Annotated in this window: 17 protein-coding genes; 7 read left to right on the top strand and 10 right to left on the bottom strand. The window is 60.6% G+C overall.

What is annotated here, in order from left to right:
* The first annotated feature begins 75 nt into the window (after positions 1-75).
* Positions 76-561: a bacterioferritin gene (bfr, locus tag NH398_RS14320; RefSeq protein WP_159341108.1), complete on the top strand. Its 486-nt coding sequence runs from the start codon at positions 76-78 to the stop codon at positions 559-561.
* 96 nt (positions 562-657) lie between these two features.
* On the opposite strand, the gene NH398_RS14315 is transcribed toward bfr, so the two are convergent.
* The 6 genes from NH398_RS14315 to NH398_RS14290 form a co-directional block, all read right to left on the bottom strand.
* A complete protein-coding gene (locus tag NH398_RS14315; RefSeq protein WP_253019072.1) occupies positions 658-2,127 on the bottom strand; it encodes a carbon starvation protein A in 1,470 nt (489 codons plus the stop codon).
* A gap of 212 nt (positions 2,128-2,339) precedes the next feature.
* Positions 2,340-2,873, bottom strand: a complete 534-nt coding sequence (sodC, locus tag NH398_RS14310; protein WP_159341112.1) for a superoxide dismutase family protein — start codon at positions 2,871-2,873, stop codon at positions 2,340-2,342.
* 70 nt (positions 2,874-2,943) lie between these two features.
* Entirely contained in the window at positions 2,944-4,359 is a 1,416-nt protein-coding gene (locus tag NH398_RS14305; RefSeq protein ID WP_253019071.1) for an ATP-binding cassette domain-containing protein, read from the bottom strand.
* Positions 4,356-5,207, bottom strand: coding sequence for an ABC transporter permease (locus tag NH398_RS14300; RefSeq protein WP_253019070.1), 852 nt, complete (start codon positions 5,205-5,207; stop codon positions 4,356-4,358). The genes NH398_RS14305 and NH398_RS14300 overlap by 4 nt, the downstream gene beginning before the upstream one ends.
* Positions 5,204-6,163 carry an ABC transporter permease gene (locus NH398_RS14295; RefSeq protein ID WP_339118188.1) on the bottom strand — a complete coding sequence of 320 codons (960 nt, stop codon included), beginning with the start codon at positions 6,161-6,163 and terminating at the stop codon, positions 5,204-5,206. The genes NH398_RS14300 and NH398_RS14295 overlap by 4 nt, the downstream gene beginning before the upstream one ends.
* On the bottom strand, positions 6,160-7,695 hold the full coding sequence (locus NH398_RS14290; protein ID WP_253019069.1) for an ABC transporter substrate-binding protein: 1,536 nt from the start codon (positions 7,693-7,695) through the stop codon (positions 6,160-6,162). The genes NH398_RS14295 and NH398_RS14290 overlap by 4 nt, the downstream gene beginning before the upstream one ends.
* Positions 7,696-7,902: 207 nt before the next feature.
* Between NH398_RS14290 and NH398_RS14285 the strand changes: the two genes are divergently transcribed.
* The 6 genes from NH398_RS14285 to sulP all read left to right on the top strand — a co-directional run bounded on the left by NH398_RS14285 (position 7,903) and on the right by sulP (position 13,084).
* Entirely contained in the window at positions 7,903-8,676 is a 774-nt protein-coding gene (locus tag NH398_RS14285; RefSeq protein ID WP_159341120.1) for a pseudouridine synthase, read from the top strand.
* Between the two features lie 8 nt (positions 8,677-8,684).
* A complete protein-coding gene (gene tcdA, locus NH398_RS14280) occupies positions 8,685-9,533 on the top strand; it encodes a tRNA cyclic N6-threonylcarbamoyladenosine(37) synthase TcdA (RefSeq protein ID WP_253019068.1) in 849 nt (282 codons plus the stop codon).
* Positions 9,530-9,748, top strand: coding sequence for a DUF1653 domain-containing protein (locus NH398_RS14275; RefSeq protein ID WP_188637605.1), 219 nt, complete (start codon positions 9,530-9,532; stop codon positions 9,746-9,748). Before tcdA ends, NH398_RS14275 begins: the two co-directional genes overlap by 4 nt.
* A 167-nt stretch (positions 9,749-9,915) precedes the next feature.
* Positions 9,916-10,824 carry an MBL fold metallo-hydrolase gene (locus NH398_RS14270; protein ID WP_253019067.1) on the top strand — a complete coding sequence of 303 codons (909 nt, stop codon included), beginning with the start codon at positions 9,916-9,918 and terminating at the stop codon, positions 10,822-10,824.
* A gap of 29 nt (positions 10,825-10,853) precedes the next feature.
* Positions 10,854-11,282 carry a TIGR01244 family sulfur transferase gene (locus tag NH398_RS14265; protein ID WP_253019066.1) on the top strand — a complete coding sequence of 143 codons (429 nt, stop codon included), beginning with the start codon at positions 10,854-10,856 and terminating at the stop codon, positions 11,280-11,282.
* A gap of 68 nt (positions 11,283-11,350) precedes the next feature.
* Positions 11,351-13,084 carry a sulfate permease gene (sulP, locus tag NH398_RS14260; protein WP_253019065.1) on the top strand — a complete coding sequence of 578 codons (1,734 nt, stop codon included), beginning with the start codon at positions 11,351-11,353 and terminating at the stop codon, positions 13,082-13,084.
* Positions 13,085-13,136: 52 nt separating this feature from the next.
* On the opposite strand, the gene NH398_RS14255 is transcribed toward sulP, so the two are convergent.
* The 4 genes from NH398_RS14255 to NH398_RS14240 are packed head-to-tail and all read right to left on the bottom strand — an operon-like array spanning position 13,137 to position 17,144.
* Positions 13,137-14,558: an FAD-dependent oxidoreductase gene (locus tag NH398_RS14255; RefSeq protein ID WP_253019064.1), complete on the bottom strand. Its 1,422-nt coding sequence runs from the start codon at positions 14,556-14,558 to the stop codon at positions 13,137-13,139.
* A complete protein-coding gene (locus NH398_RS14250; protein ID WP_253019063.1) occupies positions 14,558-15,505 on the bottom strand; it encodes a polysaccharide deacetylase family protein in 948 nt (315 codons plus the stop codon). Before NH398_RS14250 ends, NH398_RS14255 begins: the two co-directional genes overlap by 1 nt.
* A gap of 4 nt (positions 15,506-15,509) precedes the next feature.
* Positions 15,510-16,463 (bottom strand): polysaccharide deacetylase family protein, encoded by a 954-nt coding sequence (locus NH398_RS14245; RefSeq protein ID WP_253019062.1) that lies wholly within the window; start codon positions 16,461-16,463, stop codon positions 15,510-15,512.
* A 15-nt stretch (positions 16,464-16,478) separates the two neighbouring features.
* Complete coding sequence (locus NH398_RS14240; RefSeq protein ID WP_253019061.1) at positions 16,479-17,144, bottom strand: isochorismatase family protein; 666 nt, start codon at positions 17,142-17,144, stop codon at positions 16,479-16,481.
* Between the last annotated feature and the right edge of the window lie 40 nt (positions 17,145-17,184).

The following is a 17,184-nucleotide window of genomic DNA, read 5'->3' as shown; positions in this document are numbered from 1 at the left end:
TATACTCCTTGATTAACGTAAGAGTACGGTGCAAAACAGTACTTTATAGGGCAATACGCTAAAAAAGGTGACGGCATGAAAGGCGATCCGAAAGTAATTCAGCATCTCAATATCGCGCTTGGCAACGAGCTCGTGGCGATCAACCAGTACTTTTTACATGCCAAGATGTATAAAGACTGGGGCCTCAAAGTGCTAGCCAAGTGGGAGTACGATGAGTCCATCGAAGAGATGCAGCACGCTGACAAGCTCATCGAACGCATTCTGTTCTTGGAGGGCATCCCGAACCTTCAAGATCTCGGTAAGCTGCACATCGGTGAAAACGTCAAAGAGATGCTCGAGTGCGATCTCAAGATCGAGCATGACGGCCGTAACGACTACATCGAAGCCATCACTTATTGTGAAAGCGTCAAAGATTACGTGACGCGTGATCTGCTTCGCGATCTGCTGGCCGACGAAGAAGGCCACATCGATCATATCGAAACGCAGCTCAAACTGATCGATCAGGTGGGTATTCAGAACTACCTGCAAAAGCACATGGCCCTGGCCACTGACGAAGAGTAAGTCAGCGATCCAGCCACGCGTCAACGCGCGAATAGAAACGGGCAGCCCCAAGGGGCTGCCCGTTTTGCGTTTCAGTGCAACGTCGTGGCCTGAACGCTACCGGCTACTCGTGGCCAGCGTGGTTTCTTGATCCAGCGCACCAGGCACCGGCTCATCCACGCTAAAGGTGGCGCGGCTGAGGCGGCGTACGCGCTTCATAAACAACGCAATGCAGATCAGCGTGCCGAGTGCGGCGACGATGTAGCTGGTTTGCAGCGGCAGGTTAAAGCCAATTGGCGCGTAGGCGAGGTAGGTGAAGGTTGCCATGGTCATAAACACCGCCGGAATCGAGGTGATCAGGTAGGGCTTGCGCGATAGCACCAGATACATCGTGCCGGTCCAGAGCGCAATCACGGCGGTGGTTTGGTTGGCCCAGGAGAAGTAGCGCCATAGCAGCGTGAAGTCCATATGGGTGAGCGCGTAGGACATCACGAACAGCGGCAGCGCAATCAAGATACGCTTGACGATGGGCTTTTGCTCTACTTTCAAATAGTCGGCAATGATCATCCGTGCACTGCGGAAAGCGGTATCACCCGAGGTGATGGGCAGCACAATGACGCCCAGCACGGCTAGCGTGCCGCCAACCGCGCCCAGCATCGTGGTGGACACTTCACTCACGACAGCGGCCGGGCCGCCCGCTGCCAATACATCGGAAAGCGACTGTTCACCCTGGAACAGGCTCATGGCCGCCGCTGCCCAAATCATGGCGATCACACCCTCGGCGATCATCATGCCGTAGAAAATCTTGCGGCCGTTGGTTTCGTTTTCCGTCGTGCGCGAGATGATCGGCGTTTGGGTGGCGTGGAAGCCAGAAAGCGCACCGCAGGAGATGGTCAGGAACAGCAGCGGGAAGATCGGCGCGTTATCCGGGTGCATGTTCTGGAACGACAGCTCGGGAATAGGCGCGCCCGTCACGACCAAGCCAATGCCGATGCCAGCGGCGCTAAACAGTAGCAGCGCGCCGAAGTAGGGGTAAATACGTCCAATGACTTTATCGATCGGTAGCAGCGTGGCAATCAGGTAATAGGCAAAAATAGCCAGGATGATCAACGTGAGCGACAGCGACGTCATGTTGGCCAACAGGGCCGCCGGAGAAGTCACGAATACGGTACCGACCAACAGCAGCAGCAAGATCGCGAAGCCATTCACTACGTGCTTCATCGTTTTGCCCAGAAATTTACCCGCTAACTGGGGCAGGTGGGCGCCGTGGTTACGGATGGAGATCATGCCGGTCAGGTAGTCGTGAACCGCGCCTGCGAAAATACAGCCAATCACGATCCATACAAACGCCACCGGGCCATAGAGAGCGCCCAGGATAGGGCCAAAAATCGGCCCCACGCCGGCAATGTTGAGCAGCTGAATAAGCGAGTTGCGCGTGGTATTCATCGGCACGTAGTCGATGTCGTCGCGCATGCTGAACGCCGGTGTTTGTCGCTTGCGGTCCGCGACAAACACGCGCTCGACAAACTTGCCGTAGGTAAAGTAACCCACGACTAATAGCACTATCGAGAGAATGAACGTAATCATAGAAAGCACTCAACTGGTCAGGGAGGGTGTCAAGCGGACAGCCATACAGCAAGCCGCGCTTATTTAGCCGGGGTGAATGTACAGAGACGTGCCGATAAGTGCTTTACGACTTTAGTGGCCCGCGACGTTAGTCGCTGATCCGTCAGCAAAAAAATGGGCAGCCATGAGGCTGCCCGGTTTGAAACGGTGGCAAAAACAGCATCAATAGAGCATTAAGACGAGACAACGCCGCAGGCCATGCGGGCACCGCCACCGCCCAGGTGGGGCTCATCCGCGTAAGTATCGCCCCCGGCGTGAATCATGAGGCTGCGGCCCGGCATGTCTTCCATGCTAAGGCGCGGAGCCAGTACCGGTAGGTTGGCTTCGCCATCGTCATTGACAGTGAGCACGGGCAGGTCACCCAAGTGGCCGTCACCGTAGGGGCCTTGGTGGGTGCCCGCCTCTTCTGGGTCGTAGTGGCCACCGGCCGACAGCGCAGCGGTCATCTCTCCGCTGTCGTTGTCGGCAGGTTCGCAGCTAGCATTTTGGTGGACGTGAAAGCCGTAAACACCCGGCTCTAAACCGGTGAGTGAGGGAGTGAGCAGCACGCCGTGCTCGGTATGCTCAACGGCCACCGTGCCAATGGACTCCTCCACACCGTCGGCGCTGACCTTATGCATCTCGACATCCAGCGACTCGTTAGCGTGAACCGCCGTGGCCAACAGCATGCTCGCGGCAATACCGGTAAGGGGTAGTGAATAGCGCATCTTGGTTGCTCCTTTCCTTATCCATGGAAGCCCTAAAAAGGGGCGCTATTACAGCGTAGCTGCCCGCTGCTCAACCCGCCAACGTGAGCGTCTGGTCGCACACTTTCTCGATCAATGCCGGGTCGTGGCTGACCAGCATCACCGCGCAGGCCTGCTCCCGGGCCAGCTCCACCAGCAGGCCGAGCGTCTGCTGCTGGGTGACAGGGTCGAGCCGCGAGGTAGGCTCATCGGCAAATAGAAAGCGCGGCTTGAGCAGCAGCACGCGAAGAATGGCAAAGCGCTGCAGCTCACCACCGGAGATCTCACCCGGTCGACGGCTCAACAGCTGCTCGTTGAGGCCCAAGCGCTGCATCAAAGGGGCAATCGCGCGCTGCTCGAAGCGGTGGCGGCGCTGCAAATCCTCCAGCAGTTGGGTCAGGCTCCAGTGGGGTGAAAAAGCGGCGGGCGGATCTTGGTAGAGCTTTTGGCGGCCAAGCCTCGGCATCTCGCGAGAGACATCCACGCGGCCAGAGATGGGGCGTGTCACGCCGAGTAGAATATCGCCCAACGTGCTCTTGCCACAGCCGGAGGGGCCGACGACACCGACGATTTCGCCGGGGCGCACGCTGACGGAAAGGTCGCGAAACAGCTCGCGCCCGCCTCGCGCCATGCGCAGCGCATCCGCACGGATCACCGGTGCCTTGGCGCTGCCCGTGAAAGAGGGCGAGTCCGGCCAGCGGCTGGGCTCCGCCCCTAATAAGCGCTGAGCATACGCCGTTTGTGGCTGATCGAGCAGCACGTCCGCCGGGCCACGCTCGACGACCTGGCCCTGACGCAGGATGATGACGTCGCCCCCTAGCCGCCTGGCGACCTCGATATCGTGGGTAATCGTCAGCAGTGCGCCGCCTTGGTTGGGCGTGTGGGCAAGCAGTTCGACCACTTCGTCCCGGCGCGGGGCATCCAGGCCCTTGGTAGGCTCATCGGCAATCACGATGGGCGCGCCCGCCGCACTGGCAGCGGCAAACGCCACCCGCTGGGCCATGCCGCCGGAAAGCTCCCCCGGCAGCTTGTTCAGCGCTTGGGCTAAGCCCAAGCGGCTCAACTCCACGCTGGCGGACTCGTTGGCGGCTGGTGTTGTTTTTCCCGCCACGAAGCGATGCGTTTCCGCGACTTGCGCCTGTGCGCGCATGGTGGGGTCGAGGGCATGCCAGGGTTCCTGGGGCAGTAGCGCCAGGGTTCGCCCCCATAGGACATGGCGTGTCTCAGACTCTGCCGCTGCAAAGCGCTGACCGGCGATGTCTAGCGTGCCTTGGGCGCTCAGCCCGGCAGGTAGCGTGCCCATGATGGCTTGAGCAATCAGGCTCTTACCGGAGCCGGTTTCGCCTAGTAGCGTTAGGCGCTGACCGGCTTCCAAGGTAAAGCTGATCGGGGCAATGGTGACGCCGTCCCCGCTGATCGCTAATTCGTTCACTTGTAGCAGCGTGGTGGTTAAGGTCATCGATGTCATCGCGGGCCCTTCCCAGCCAGGAGGTTTAAGCTCAGTACCACCACGAACAGAACGATGATCGGCTGTGCCATGGCCCAGGGGGCTTCGTGGTAGTAGGGCAGCAGTTCGATCATCATCAGGCCAAGCTCGGCGGTGGGTGGGCGCAATCCGACACTCACAAAGCCAAGCGCCGCCATAGCGAGAATGGCGCTGGCGGCGCCAAAGGCTGCTAAGGTGAATACCTGGGGGGCTAGCTCTGGCCACAAGTGGCGGCGGAACAGCATCACCGTGCCAAAGCCGAGAAGACGGCTCGCTTCGATTTGTGGCGAACTCACCAGCGCCTGGGTACGGGCACGCACCACGCGGAAGTACTCGATCCACAGCACCAGTGAAATACCCACATAGAGCGCCCAGAAATTGCCGGGCGCAATGGCCACCAGCAGAAGCACTAGCAGCAGGCCGGGCAGGGCGAGACAGGCATCCGCGATGCTGCCCAGCACGCGGTCACACCAGCCGCCTCGCCAACCGGCCATGACACCCAACAGAACGCCAGGAATGGCGGCGGTGGCCACGCTCAGTAGCGCCATGCCCAGCGATAGCTGAATGGCTGACGCCAGACGTGCCAGCATGCTGCGACCCAAATGGTCGGTGCCGAAAGGCTCGGCCAGCGAAGGTGCCTGCAAAATGCGCGTGAGCTGCTGGCGGGCAGGGTCGGCATCGCTCAACCAGGGCACCAGCCAGGCAAAGGCCAGTAGCAATAGAAGTAAGCCCGCGCCCCACCGCTGACGCGCGGTGAGGGATGGCCAGTAACGGCTTAAGGGTGATGACGCCTTACGCGACGCCGTGGAAGATGAGAAAGCAGGCATCATGCGCGGCGTCTCCGTGGGTCGAGTAGGTAGCAGGTCATATCCACCGCCGTATTGAGCAGCACGAACAGCAGCCCCATCACCAGCGCGGTGCCCTGAATCATCGGCACATCTCGGGCCACGATGGCGTGAACCAGGGCGTGGCCGATGCCCGGCCAGGCAAACAGGGTTTCTACCACCACGACGCCTTCAATCAGGTAAACGAACTGCACGCCCAGGTACGCCACCACGGGTACCGAGGCGTTGCGCAAGCCGTGGCGCCAAAAGCTTTGCCGTGCGCTGAGGCCTTTGGTGTGAGAAAAGGCGTAGTAGGCGGAATGCGAAACGTCCGCCATGGCGTTGCGCGCCACGCGGCTGGAAACGGCAGCCAAACCCAGCGCTAACGTTAGCGCAGGCAGCAGGGTGTGTGCGGCACCGTCATGGCCTGCGGCGGGTAGCCAGCCCAGCGTGACCGCAAACAGCATGATCAGTAACAGCCCCACGGCAAAAGCGGGCAGGGCGCGCAGCACGCTGGCGGCCACTTCACTCACGCGATCCAATACGCCACCGGGTTTGCGCCCTGCGGCTAGGCCTAGTGGTGGGCCAATCAGCAGCGAGAGCAGTACCGCGATCACGGCCAGGCTGAGCGAGTGGCCTAGCTGGTGGGAAAGCTCCTGGATCACCGGGCGGCCGCTCACCAGCGAGCGGCCTAAATCCAGCTGCAGCAAGTCCCACAGCCAGCCTGCATACGCGCTCAGCCCCGGCTGGTCGAGCGCCAGCTCCGCCCGCACGGCTTCCGCCGCCGCTCCGTCTACCATGTCGTGACCATAGCGCCCGGCCGCAATGCGGTAGGCCATATCCCCCGGTAGGGTGCGGGTGAGAACGAAGGTCAGCGTGCCAACTAGCCACGCCACTAACCCCGCCTGAAAAAGCCGCGACAGCAGCAGGTGGCCAAGCCCTTGGTTTGCGCGTGAGATCACTCTGCCCACTCCAGTTGGTCAATGCGGTAGCTGCGCTCTAGCGGGTCGATAGAGAAGCCCTCCAACTGCTGGTTCACCGCCGCCGTCTGCTGATACCAGGCGATGGGAATGAGCGGCATTTCTTGATGCAGGCGTTCGGCCACGAGCGGCGCGAGATCCGTAAGCGTTTGCTCATCGGTGGCTTGGCGAAGGGTGTCGAGCCACTGAGCAACGTCTTCATCGCGCCAGTTCATGGTGCCCCAGTCGCCGCCCATGGCGTCTGGGTCGCTGCCAATATCGTCTAGCAGCGAGCCCAGCGGGTTCGGTACCAAGCCATAGTTGCGGCCCGATAGACCCACTTCCAGGCTGTCGTCGTGGTGGCCAGAGGGAATCTCGCTGGCGTTGGTCACAGCGACTTCCAGCGCCACGCCAATCTCCTGCCACTGGCTTTGCAGGGCGGTGGCCACTAGCGGAAGCTCGGGGCGGTCGGCGTAGGTGCGCAGGGTTAGCGCGAAAGGCTCGCCATCGCGCTCCAGCATGCCGTTGCTGCCCGTCTGCCAGCCGAGTTCTGCTAGCAGCACCTTGGCGCCCTCTACATCTTGGGCAGTGCTGGCCTCTAGGCCCAGGTGCCACGGCCCTAGGCTGGCTGGAAAGAGTTCAGCCGCGGCAGCCTCTGGCGTGCGCAGCAGGCCGGCGGCAATGCCTTGCCGGTCAATCGCCATGCTCAGCGCTTGGCGGGCGCGGGCATCGTCCAGTAACGCGTGTCCGGCGTTGAGCTTCAGCATGATCGTTCGCGGCAGCGGTTCGCTATGCAGCGTTAAGCGGGCATTGCGGGAGAGCCGCGCTTGGCTGGCGGGGTCGAGGGTAAACACGATATCCGCATCGCCGCTCTCCGCCATTAACGCGCGGGTTTCGCCACGGCTCACGGCGAGATAGCTGGCGCTGGCAATGGCGGGCGCGCCGCCCCAGTAGTTATCAAACCGCGTCACGGTCAGGCGTTGGGGCGGGCTTAGCTCCTCGACTTGGTAAGGGCCGCTGCCGATCATCGCGACGACATCGCCCTGCGCATCGAACGCAGCTTCCGCGAGAATCAGCGCCGTCGAGTGGGCCAGCAGCGCAGGCAGCGCCGAGAAGGGGCTATCAAGCGCGATCACCACGTCACGACCATCCGCGCTCATGTGGCGAATGGGGGCGCTGTCGAGAATGCCGGGCTTGGCCAGCGCGGCTTCCAGGCTTGTCAGCACCGCGTCAGCCGTGACTGCACTGCCGTCATGGAACGTCGCGCCTTCGCGAAGGGTAAAGCGCCACAACAAACCGTCATCAGAAACCTGCCACTCAGTGGCAAGCCCCGGGGCAAGCTGGCCGTCGGCATCGGTATCCACTAAGGTTTCCGCTACGCGCATACGGCCAAACACGTAGCCGGAGGTGGCCGGGTCGGCGCTCTTGATTTCCCAAGGGGCGACGATATCCAGCCGTTGGTCAGCCGCCCAAAGCGAAGAGGCGGTCGGCAAAGCAAGCAGTAGGGTAACCCCCGCAGCGAAGGCGCGCTTCATAAGGAACTCCTGATGGGTTTAAAAAGTTATTTTATAACGTAACGATTAGCTTGGGTAGGTTTGTGAATGTCATTCTCATTTACCCAGTGGATGACATTAGCGCGCTAAGTCGCGACAATAGCCCGCGATTCCACATCTCTGTTTTATGCCCCTTTTTCACGTTTCTGTTTCATGTCCAAATGCTCTGCCTATGTATCAAGGAGTTCCATGCAGCCACTCAACATCCTTTATCAGGATGAGCATCTTGTAGCGGTGCATAAGCCGTCAGGCCTGTTAGTGCACCGCTCAGCGCTGGCGCGTGGGGAAACCGAGTTCCTGCTTCAGCGCCTGCGCGACCAGCTCGGCAAGCGGGTCTACCCGGTGCACCGGCTGGACCGGCCGACCTCCGGCGTGATGGTGTTTGGCCTCTCCTCCGAGGCCGCCGCTCTGCTGAGCGAAGGGTTTAGCGAACGCCAGGTAGAGAAGCGCTACCTAGCGGTGGTGCGCGGCAAAGCACCGGAGCAGGAGCGGTTGGATTACCCGTTACGGGAGGAGGACGGCACGCGCCCCAAGGCGGAAATGCCCGCCATGCCCGCGATGACCGATATTCGCCGCTTGGATAGCGTAGAGCTGCCGGTGCAGGTAGACCGCTACCCGGTGGCGCGCTACTCGCTGGTGGAAGCACGGCCGCTGACCGGGCGACGGCACCAAATTCGCCGCCACTTATCCCGCCGTGGCTACCCGATCATTGGCGACGCCAAGCACGGCAAAAGTGTCCATAACCGCTTTTTTGCCGAGCAGCTGGCCGCCCCGCGGCTGCTGCTCGCCGCAACCTATTTAGCGTTTGATCACCCGCTGCTGGATAAACGCATTCAGCTCAGCTGCGCCGTGGATGAGACGATGAAAAATCTGTTCGAGCAGTTTGGCTGGCAGGGGCATTTACCTCTAGATAGCGTGCGAACGCCGCCCATTGCCACGCCTTCTGCCCTGCAAGCACTGTGAGCCAGCCCATGTCATTGAATGAATCCACGATGTCTTCTAGCGATTATGACTTCCGCTTTGGCGGTATTCGGCGCCTTTACGGCCAGCGTGCGGCGCAGGCATTTCGCCGTGCCCATGTGGTGGTGGTTGGGGTTGGCGGCGTGGGTAGCTGGACGGTCGAGGCGCTCGCCCGCTCGGGCATCGGCAAACTCACGCTGATCGATCTGGACGACGTGTGTGTCTCTAACGTCAACCGCCAACTCCACGCACTGGATGGCACGATTGGCCAGCCCAAAGTAGACGTGCTGGCCGAGCGCTGCCGCCTGATTGCCCCTGAGATCGAGATCATCGCGGATGCCGCCTTCGTCACGCCCACCAACTTGGCCGAGCGCATTCCTGAGGATGCCGACCATGTGGTGGATGCCATTGATAGCGTGATTGCCAAGGCGGCGCTAATCGCCTGGTGCAAGCGACGCAAAATCCCCATTACCGTCACCGGCGCAGCGGGCGGGCAAACCGACCCTACGCGTATTCAAGTGGCGGACTTGACCCGCACCGAGCACGACCCGCTGCTCTCCAAAGTGCGCTCGCGGCTGCGCCGGGATTACGGCTTCTCCCGCAACCCCAAGCGGCGCTTCTCGGTGGAGTGCGTCTACTCCGACGAGCAGCTGGTCTACCCCAGTGCCGACGGCGAAGTGTGCCTGCAAAAGCCCGGCAGCAGCGAGGCTACACGGCTCGACTGCGCCTCCGGCTTTGGTGCGGCGACCTTTCTCACCGGCACCTTTGGCTTCGTGGCCGCCTCCAAAGTGCTGGAGCGCCTCGCTAAGAAAGCGAATCAGCCCGCCGCCACTCAAGCTACCCAAGAGGAAAACGAATGACCACTCCCGTTCCCGGTATTTACCGCCACTACAAAGGCAGCTTGTACGAAGTGGTGGGCACCGCCCAGCACAGCGAAAGCGAAGAGCCGCTAGTTGTCTACCGCGCGCTCTACGGCGACTACGGCCTCTGGGTGCGCCCGCTAGCGATGTTTACGGAGAGCGTGACGAAAGAGGGGAACACTCAACCGCGCTTTGCGTTGGAGAAGGCGTTTTAGCCCGTATCGATTGCGCCACTAGTACTCTTATGGATTGCCGCCCCCTGTTGTCAGGGAGGCGGCATTTTTGTGGTGGTGATTGCTTATATTCCATAATTAGCTATCTTTATAACAATAATTGGCGCGTAGGCGTCAAGCATACATACTCACGTATCTAGGAGATAAGCATGAAGACCTTCGCCCTATCTCAAAGCACCGGTGCGGGGTCACCCGACGTGGCGGGCTTTTTTGATCCGCGCACCTTCAGCGTTCAGTACATCGTCAGCGACCCCGCTACCAAACAGTGCGCGATTATTGACCCGGTGCTGGATTTCGACGAGAAATCCGGCGCCACGGCGACTTTCTGCGCTGATGCGTTGCTGAAATATATCGAGGAAGAGGGACTGACAGTGGCGTGGATTCTGGATACGCACCCCCACGCGGACCACTTTTCAGCAGCCCAGTACCTAAAAGAGAAAACTGGCGCACCGACGGCGATTGGCCAGTACGTCACCCAAGTGCAGGCACTATGGAAGGAGATTTATCACTGGCCAGAGATGCCCACCGATGGCCGCCAGTGGGACACGCTGTTTGTCGAGGGCGATACGTTTGCCATTGGTGAACTCAGCGCTCGCGTGCTGCACTCGCCAGGTCATACGCTGGCCTCCATTACCTACGTCATCGGTGATGCCGCCTTAGTGCATGACACTCTGTTTCAGCCTGATTTTGGGACGGCGCGCGCCGATTTTCCCGGTGGGGATGCCAAGTCTCTATGGGACTCCATTCAGCAGATTCTCACGCTGCCGGGCGATACGCGGCTGTTCACCGGCCACGACTATATGCCCGATGGCCGTGAGCCAACGTGGCAGAGCAGCGTCGATGAGCAGCGAGCCAACAACCCGCACTTGGTTGGCAAAAGCGAGGAGGCGTACATCGCCCTGCGCCACCAGCGGGATAGCGAGCTGCCCATGCCCAAGCTAATTTTGCACGCGCTGCAGGTGAATACTCGCGGTGGCCGTTTGCCGGAACCAGAAGCCAACGGCAAGCGCTATCTAAAAATTCCCCTGGATGCCCTGGAAGGTGCGGCCTGGGATTGATGTTATCCAAACCAAGAGGAGGTGTGGTCATGCAAACGAAGCCATTGGAGCCAGGCGTTGAGATCACCTCAGCGCTGGTGGTGGGTGAGTTGGAAGAGGTAAAAGCCCGTGGTTTCAACGCGGTGGTGTGTAACCGCATCGAGGGTGAGAGCGAGGACTTTCCCGACGAGGCGCGCTACCGCGAAAAGGCCGAGCAGCTTGGCCTTGCCTGGGTGCATATCCCCGTGAAGCCAGGCGAGTACAGCGAAGCTGACATCCGCGCCTTTGCTGAAGCGCTCCAACAGCTGCCGCGCCCTCTCTTGGCGTTTTGCCGCTCAGGTAAGCGGGCCACGCACCTGTGGGCCTACGCCAAGCGTCAGCACGAGCAGTGCGATTTGGCGGAACTGTTTACGGCGGCCCATGCGGCAGGGGTGGACTTGGAAGATCAGCGCCATGGCCTTGAACGGAGCGTTCAATAAAAAGCGAAGACGCGTGAAATCCTAATACGAAGGCCCGTATCAGCAGATACCTATTATGAGACTGCATCATGATCATTGAGCGCTGGGTGCCGCTAATCGGCTGGCTGCGAACGTATCATCGGGGCTTGCTCACGCGGGATGTGCTTGCCGCAGTCATCGTCACGCTGATGCTGGTGCCGCAAGCGCTGGCCTACGCCATGCTGGCAGGGTTGCCGCCGGAAATGGGGCTCTATGCCAGCATGCTGCCGCTGGTGCTGTACGCCGTCTTTGGCACCAGCGCGAGTTTGGCCGTAGGGCCGGTGGCGGTGGCAGCACTGATGACGGCCTCGGCGCTGAGCAGTTTTGCCGCGCCGGGCAGCCCGGAATATATCGGTGCGGCGCTGGTGCTGGCCGCGCTCTCTGGACTGATCCTTATCGCCATGGGCGTGCTTCGGCTGGGCTTTTTAGTCAACTTTCTCAGCCATCCGGTGATCTCCGGGTTTGTGACTGCCTCGGGGATTTTGATCGCGATCAGCCAGTTGAAGCACCTTTTTGGGGTCGAAGCATCCGGCCATAACGTGGTGGAACTGCTGCAAGCGCTATTGGGCCAGTGGCAGCAGGTGAATGTCATAACGCTGCTCATTGGCCTTGGCGTTTGGGCGTATCTATGGGTGTGTCGCAAGCACCTGAATGGCTGGCTGACCAAGCTGGGAATACCTGCTAGTTGGGCAGGGTTAATGGTGAAAGCCGCGCCTATTTCGGCCGTGGTAGTGACCACGCTGTTGGCATGGGGTTTCCAACTAGAGCAGCGCGGGGTCGATTTGGTGGGCTTTGTGCCTAGTGGCCTGCCTGCCATGACGCTGCCGAGCCTGGATCAATCGCTGTGGCTCGGTCTGCTCCCGGCGGCGCTGCTGATCAGTTTGGTAGGGTTTGTAGAGTCGGTGTCCGTGGCGCAGACCCTGGCCGCCAAGCGCCGTCAGCGTATTGACCCTAACCAAGAGCTGATTGCGCTCGGCATGGCGAATCTTGGCGCTGGCGTTAGCGGCGGCTCGCCGGTGTCGGGCGGTTTTTCGCGCTCGGTGGTCAATTTTGAAGCCGGGGCAGCAACGCCGCTGGCGGGGGCGTTTACCGCGCTTGGGATTGTGTTGACCACGCTGCTACTCACTGACTTACTGGCCTTTTTACCCACCGTCACGCTGGCCGCCACGATTATCGTGGCAGTGGGGACATTGATTGATTTGCCTGCGGTAAAGCGGACCTGGCAATACTCCCGCAGCGACGGGGTGGCGATGGTCGCTACTTTGCTGCTGACCCTTCTGCACAGCGTGGAAGTGGGCATTATCAGCGGGGTGGTGCTCTCGCTGGGGCTACACCTTTACCGCACCAGCCAGCCCCATAGTGCGGTGGTAGGGCGGGTACCGGGCACCGAGCATTTCCGTAACGTGAAGCGCCATCAGGTCGAAACCGACGATCATGTCGCCATGCTGCGCATCGATGAAAGCCTCTATTTTGCCAACGCCCGCTATCTTGAAGATACCGTCATGGCGCTGGCCGCCCGCTCGCCGTCGATCAAGCACATTGTGCTCACCTGTCAGGCAGTGAATGTCATCGATGCTTCGGCCCTGGAGAGCCTGGAGGCGATCAACGGTCGGCTGAAAGACGCCGGTGCCATGCTCCACTTGGCCGAAGTGAAAGGCCCGGTGATGGATCGCCTAACGCACACGGCGTTCTACCACGAGCTCACCGGCCAAGTGTTCTTTACCACCTATGACGCTTGGCAAGCGTTGGCGCATCCGAGGTTGGATAGTGCGGTATCGGTTTGACAAAATGTGCCGCACACCACCCGGGAAGCGAGTGGTGTGCCATTCATGCAGGTTAAGGCAGTGCGGCGGAACTGAGCTTTAAGTGCAGCAGCTCGGCGGCGCTTTTGCCGGCCACTGCGCCCAGCACCACCGCACTCAGCAGCCCGTTGCCGGAAAGATAGCCACTGTCGTTGGAGCCCGACACCCCACGCGCCGCGCCACCTGCGGCAAACAGGTTCGGCAGCGCCTGCCCCTGTGTATTGAGCACGCGGGCCTTGCGATTCACTTCTAAACCGCCCTGGGTATGGAATAGTGCCCCGGTGACGCGAATGGCGTAGTAGGGGGCTTTAAGCAGGTTGGCGGGATCAAAGCGGCGGCCAAACGCATCGGCCGTTTGCTGCTCAGCGTGCTGCTGCATTTGGGCAAAGGTGGCTTGCAGTGCGCCAAGGGGAAGTTTCAAGCCAGTGGCCATCTCTTCCAGGGTTGAGAAGCTGCGTACTGCGCCGCTCTCCTGGGCGTTGCGGTAATCTTCGAACGCCTGGGCAGACTCATGAATGCGGGCATCATAAAGATTCCAGGCCACTTGCTCTGGCTGCGCCAGCACCTTGGCGGCCTGTTCGGAGTAGCCGCCGTGCTCATTGGAGAAGCGCTCGCCCTTGATGTTGACCTGAATGCCCCCTTGCATCATCAGTGCCCAGCTAATCAGCGTTTGATGAGGGGTGGCGAGCGAGCCGTGGCCTTGGCAGGCACCTAAGTCTTTGGTGCTCGCGCCCATTTCCTGACCCCACAGTAAGGCGTCACCCTGGTTGCCCTCGTGGCCGTAATACAGCGCGTGTCTCAGCGTGGGCAGATAACGTGCCACCAGCTCTGGGTTACCGCCATAGCCGTTGCAGGCCAGAACCAGCGCATCGCAGCCAATGCTTTCGCGGCTGCCGTCTGGGCGCTCCAGGGTGACGCCGCGCACGCGTTGGGTGCTGTCCACGTGTAGATCCACTACCCGGGCCTGGGTCAGAATGTCGATCCCTGCCGCTTCGGCGGCGTTAAGTAGCGCGCCCATCAACTCTTCCCCGGTGCGCCGGGGCGTGGCGTGCATGCGCAGGTGGCGGTGGCCGGGGTAGAGAAAGCCTTCCACCAGCTCAAAGGGCACGCCATGCTGATCCGCTAGCCATTCGATGGTTGGGCCGGATTGGCTGGCCAGCAGTTCGACGATGCTCGGGTCGGCCTCAAAGCCATTCTTCTTTTGAATATCCTCTGCCATGGCCTCGGCAGAGTCCGTGACGCCCAACTCATGCTGAAAGCGCGTATTGGCGGCAGGAATAAACCCCGACGACATCGCCGTGCTGCCACGGGGCAGGGCGTCGCGCTCTAAAACAGCCAGCTCAACGCCCGCTTCCTGGGCGGCCAGGGCCGCTACCAGGCCGCAGGCCCCCGCGCCGATAATCAGCAGCGGAAGGTGGGCATCAAAGCCTTCGTGTGTGTAGGGAATGATCGCCATTACGCCTGCTCCGCAGCTGGGTGGAAGGCATCTAGAATTTCACCCGCCGGGGCCTGCCAGATGTCCGGGTGCCCGCTGATATGCGCCAGCACGTCTTCCAGGCAAGCAATCCGGTGAGGCTGGCCGACCAACCAGGGGTGCAGGTTCAAGGCAAACAGTCGCCCGCCCTGCTCGCGGGACTCTTCCAGCAGAAAATCAAACGCGTCTTTTACCTGAGTTACCCAGGAATCTTCCGAGTGCAGGTTCTGGCTCATTACGAACTGATCTTCAATCTCGGTGGCCAACGGCATCATGGTCAATCTGCCGGTGTTGGTGTCACAAGCATACGGCATGTCGTCGTTCACCCAGTCGGCGCAGTACGCAATGCCGTTGTCTGCCAGCAGGTCCAGTGTGTTGAAACTCTGGTGCTTGGCGGGGCTTAGCCAGCCGCGAATAGGTTGGCCGGTCACTCGCCGCAGCGTGTCCACGGAGCGTTTGACCAGCTCGGCTTCCTCTTCAATCGGTTGGCCGCCGTAGTGCAGGTGATCCATGTTCCAGCCGTGGGCGATAAATTCACCGCCGTGCTCTTTCAAGCGCTGCACCAAATAGAGCGTCTGCTCAGCTAGTTGCGCGTTAATCGCAAAGGTAGGCGTGATGTTGTGCGCGGCCAGCGCTTTCAGCACGCGATAGATACCCACCCGGTTGCCGTAATCCCGCAGCGAAAAGTGGCGCAGGTCCGGATAGGGCATGGTCATGCCGTTGGGTACTTTGAACGGCTCGCCGCGCTGGTTGAGCGGATAGAACTGCAGCGAAATATTGATCCACACCGCCAGGGTTTTACCCTCGGGCCAGGTGACCGGTGTACGTTCACTTAGCATCGACCATGCATAGCGGTCGTGGTCGTAGCCGTGGCGGCGCAAGGGGTAATCGAGGTAGTCGTCGTTGAGCGCCATGTCTTTGGATGCCATAGGATTAGCCCTCCCTGCGTGCGGTGGCGGCCTGGGCCTGGATGCTGTCGAGGGCGGCATCGTAATGGTGTTCGAGATAGTAATCGGCGATTTCTCTGCCCGTGGCGACCCATACATCCGGGTGCCCGGTGATGTACTCCAGTGCCTCTTCAAACGCCTTGATGCGATGGGGGCAGCTCACCTGATAGTTGTGAGTGGGAATGCACATCACCGTGCCGGACTCCGCGCCCTCTAAATACAGGCGATCAAAGTGGCGCTTGAGCATGGTGGCGTACTGACGCGGCTCCACTTTGTTCACCGCGTAGACGATGGTGTCGTTCATCTCCAGCGAGTAGGGCATGGAGATAAAGCGCTTGCTGGAGCGAACGCTCACCGGCGTTGGCTGATCGTCATGGAACAGGTCACAGGTATAAATCCCGCCTTTATCGCCGAATAGCTCTTCGCCCACTTCGGCAAATAGATCCAGAGTGCGCTCAGAGTGAGAGAGCGCAGGGGCCAGATAGCCCGCGCAGGCCTGGCCGGTATGGCGGTGAATGGTTTCCATACTGTCGCGAATCATTGCCCGCTCTTGGGCTTCGCTGAGCCCATAGGTGTAGCGGGTGTTGTAGATGCCGTGGCTAAAGAACTCCCAGTCGCGCTCTTTGCACATCTGGATAATCTCGGGATGGTGCTCGCAGAGCGCTACGGAAAGCGATACAGAGCCACGAACCCCGTATTTATCCAACAGGGCCATTTGGCGCTGGTGGCCCACCCGGTTGCCGTAATCGCGAATGCTGTAGCCGGGTACCGATGGGTGAGGGTGCGGCCACGGCTTTCGGCTCGGGTTCTGCGGCGGATCGAGTTCGTAATACTCGATATTAGGGGCGACCCAGAAGGCTACCTTTGCTCCGCCGGGCCAAGTAATTTTAGGGCGCTGGTCGTAGGCCCAGTAATCGTAAACGCCAAGTGACTCTTTCATCGCTAGCTCCTCGCCTTATGCATCGCCCTCAAGCCACGCCAGCACGTCAGCAACGGGCATGACGTCGGCGTATTTGAGGTGCAGGTCGGTCAGGTTGGCGTAGTGGTAGCTTTCGTGCTTATCGGCGACGCACTCCATCGGCACGATGGTGCGGTAGCCACGGGACAGGCTCTCCACGGCAGTGGCGCGAATGCAGCCTGAGGTAGAGCCACCGGTGATGATTACTGTGTCGACCTGGTGCCATACCAGCAGGGACTGCAGCGGCGTTTCAAAAAAGGCCGAAGGCATGCGCTTGGTGTAGATCACGTCGCGGCTGCGGTCGATTTCGCAGCGCTCGTCGAATTCGGCGCGCTCGGAGCCGTACTTGATGTTTTGCAGTGAATCGGGAGTGTCGGTGCGGGTGCCCCACACGCCCGCATCTTCGGCGGAGTCCAGAAAGGCGACATGAGTCCAGACCACCGGCCAGCCCTTCTCCCGGAAGCCGCGCGCCAACTGGTTCGTATACTCCAGCTGTTTGGGGTCGTTTTCGTAGGCGGTCTTGAAGAGATCGGTACGGGTGTAGGCCTTCTGGGGGTCTACATTGACCAGCACAGCTTTTTTGCCAAAGCCAAAGGGCACCCGCTGAGGGTTGGCCATCACGTCGTGAAAGATCTCTTTTGCCGTTTTATCGGTGGTCTGCATGGTTGTCTCCTGACTCATCATTGTTAGTGGCTAAGCGGTG

Origin of the sequence: Halomonas sp. CnH100-B, assembly GCF_024124605.1 — a bacterium.
In the GTDB taxonomy this organism is placed as follows: Bacteria; Pseudomonadota; Gammaproteobacteria; order Pseudomonadales; family Halomonadaceae; genus Vreelandella.
This window is presented reverse-complemented; position numbering and strand designations above follow the sequence as displayed.

Coding starts and splice junctions, on each gene's coding strand:
- bfr (WP_159341108.1), top strand. CDS start 76: ATGAAAGGCGATCCGAAAGTAATTCAGCATCTCAATATCGCGCTTGGC.
- NH398_RS14315 (WP_253019072.1), bottom strand. CDS start 2,127: ATGATTACGTTCATTCTCTCGATAGTGCTATTAGTCGTGGGTTACTTT.
- sodC (WP_159341112.1), bottom strand. CDS start 2,873: ATGCGCTATTCACTACCCCTTACCGGTATTGCCGCGAGCATGCTGTTG.
- NH398_RS14305 (WP_253019071.1), bottom strand. CDS start 4,359: ATGACATCGATGACCTTAACCACCACGCTGCTACAAGTGAACGAATTA.
- NH398_RS14300 (WP_253019070.1), bottom strand. CDS start 5,207: ATGATGCCTGCTTTCTCATCTTCCACGGCGTCGCGTAAGGCGTCATCA.
- NH398_RS14290 (WP_253019069.1), bottom strand. CDS start 7,695: ATGAAGCGCGCCTTCGCTGCGGGGGTTACCCTACTGCTTGCTTTGCCG.
- NH398_RS14285 (WP_159341120.1), top strand. CDS start 7,903: ATGCAGCCACTCAACATCCTTTATCAGGATGAGCATCTTGTAGCGGTG.
- tcdA (WP_253019068.1), top strand. CDS start 8,685: ATGTCATTGAATGAATCCACGATGTCTTCTAGCGATTATGACTTCCGC.
- NH398_RS14275 (WP_188637605.1), top strand. CDS start 9,530: ATGACCACTCCCGTTCCCGGTATTTACCGCCACTACAAAGGCAGCTTG.
- NH398_RS14270 (WP_253019067.1), top strand. CDS start 9,916: ATGAAGACCTTCGCCCTATCTCAAAGCACCGGTGCGGGGTCACCCGAC.
- NH398_RS14265 (WP_253019066.1), top strand. CDS start 10,854: ATGCAAACGAAGCCATTGGAGCCAGGCGTTGAGATCACCTCAGCGCTG.
- sulP (WP_253019065.1), top strand. CDS start 11,351: ATGATCATTGAGCGCTGGGTGCCGCTAATCGGCTGGCTGCGAACGTAT.
- NH398_RS14255 (WP_253019064.1), bottom strand. CDS start 14,558: ATGGCGATCATTCCCTACACACACGAAGGCTTTGATGCCCACCTTCCG.
- NH398_RS14250 (WP_253019063.1), bottom strand. CDS start 15,505: ATGGCATCCAAAGACATGGCGCTCAACGACGACTACCTCGATTACCCC.
- NH398_RS14245 (WP_253019062.1), bottom strand. CDS start 16,463: ATGAAAGAGTCACTTGGCGTTTACGATTACTGGGCCTACGACCAGCGC.
- NH398_RS14240 (WP_253019061.1), bottom strand. CDS start 17,144: ATGCAGACCACCGATAAAACGGCAAAAGAGATCTTTCACGACGTGATG.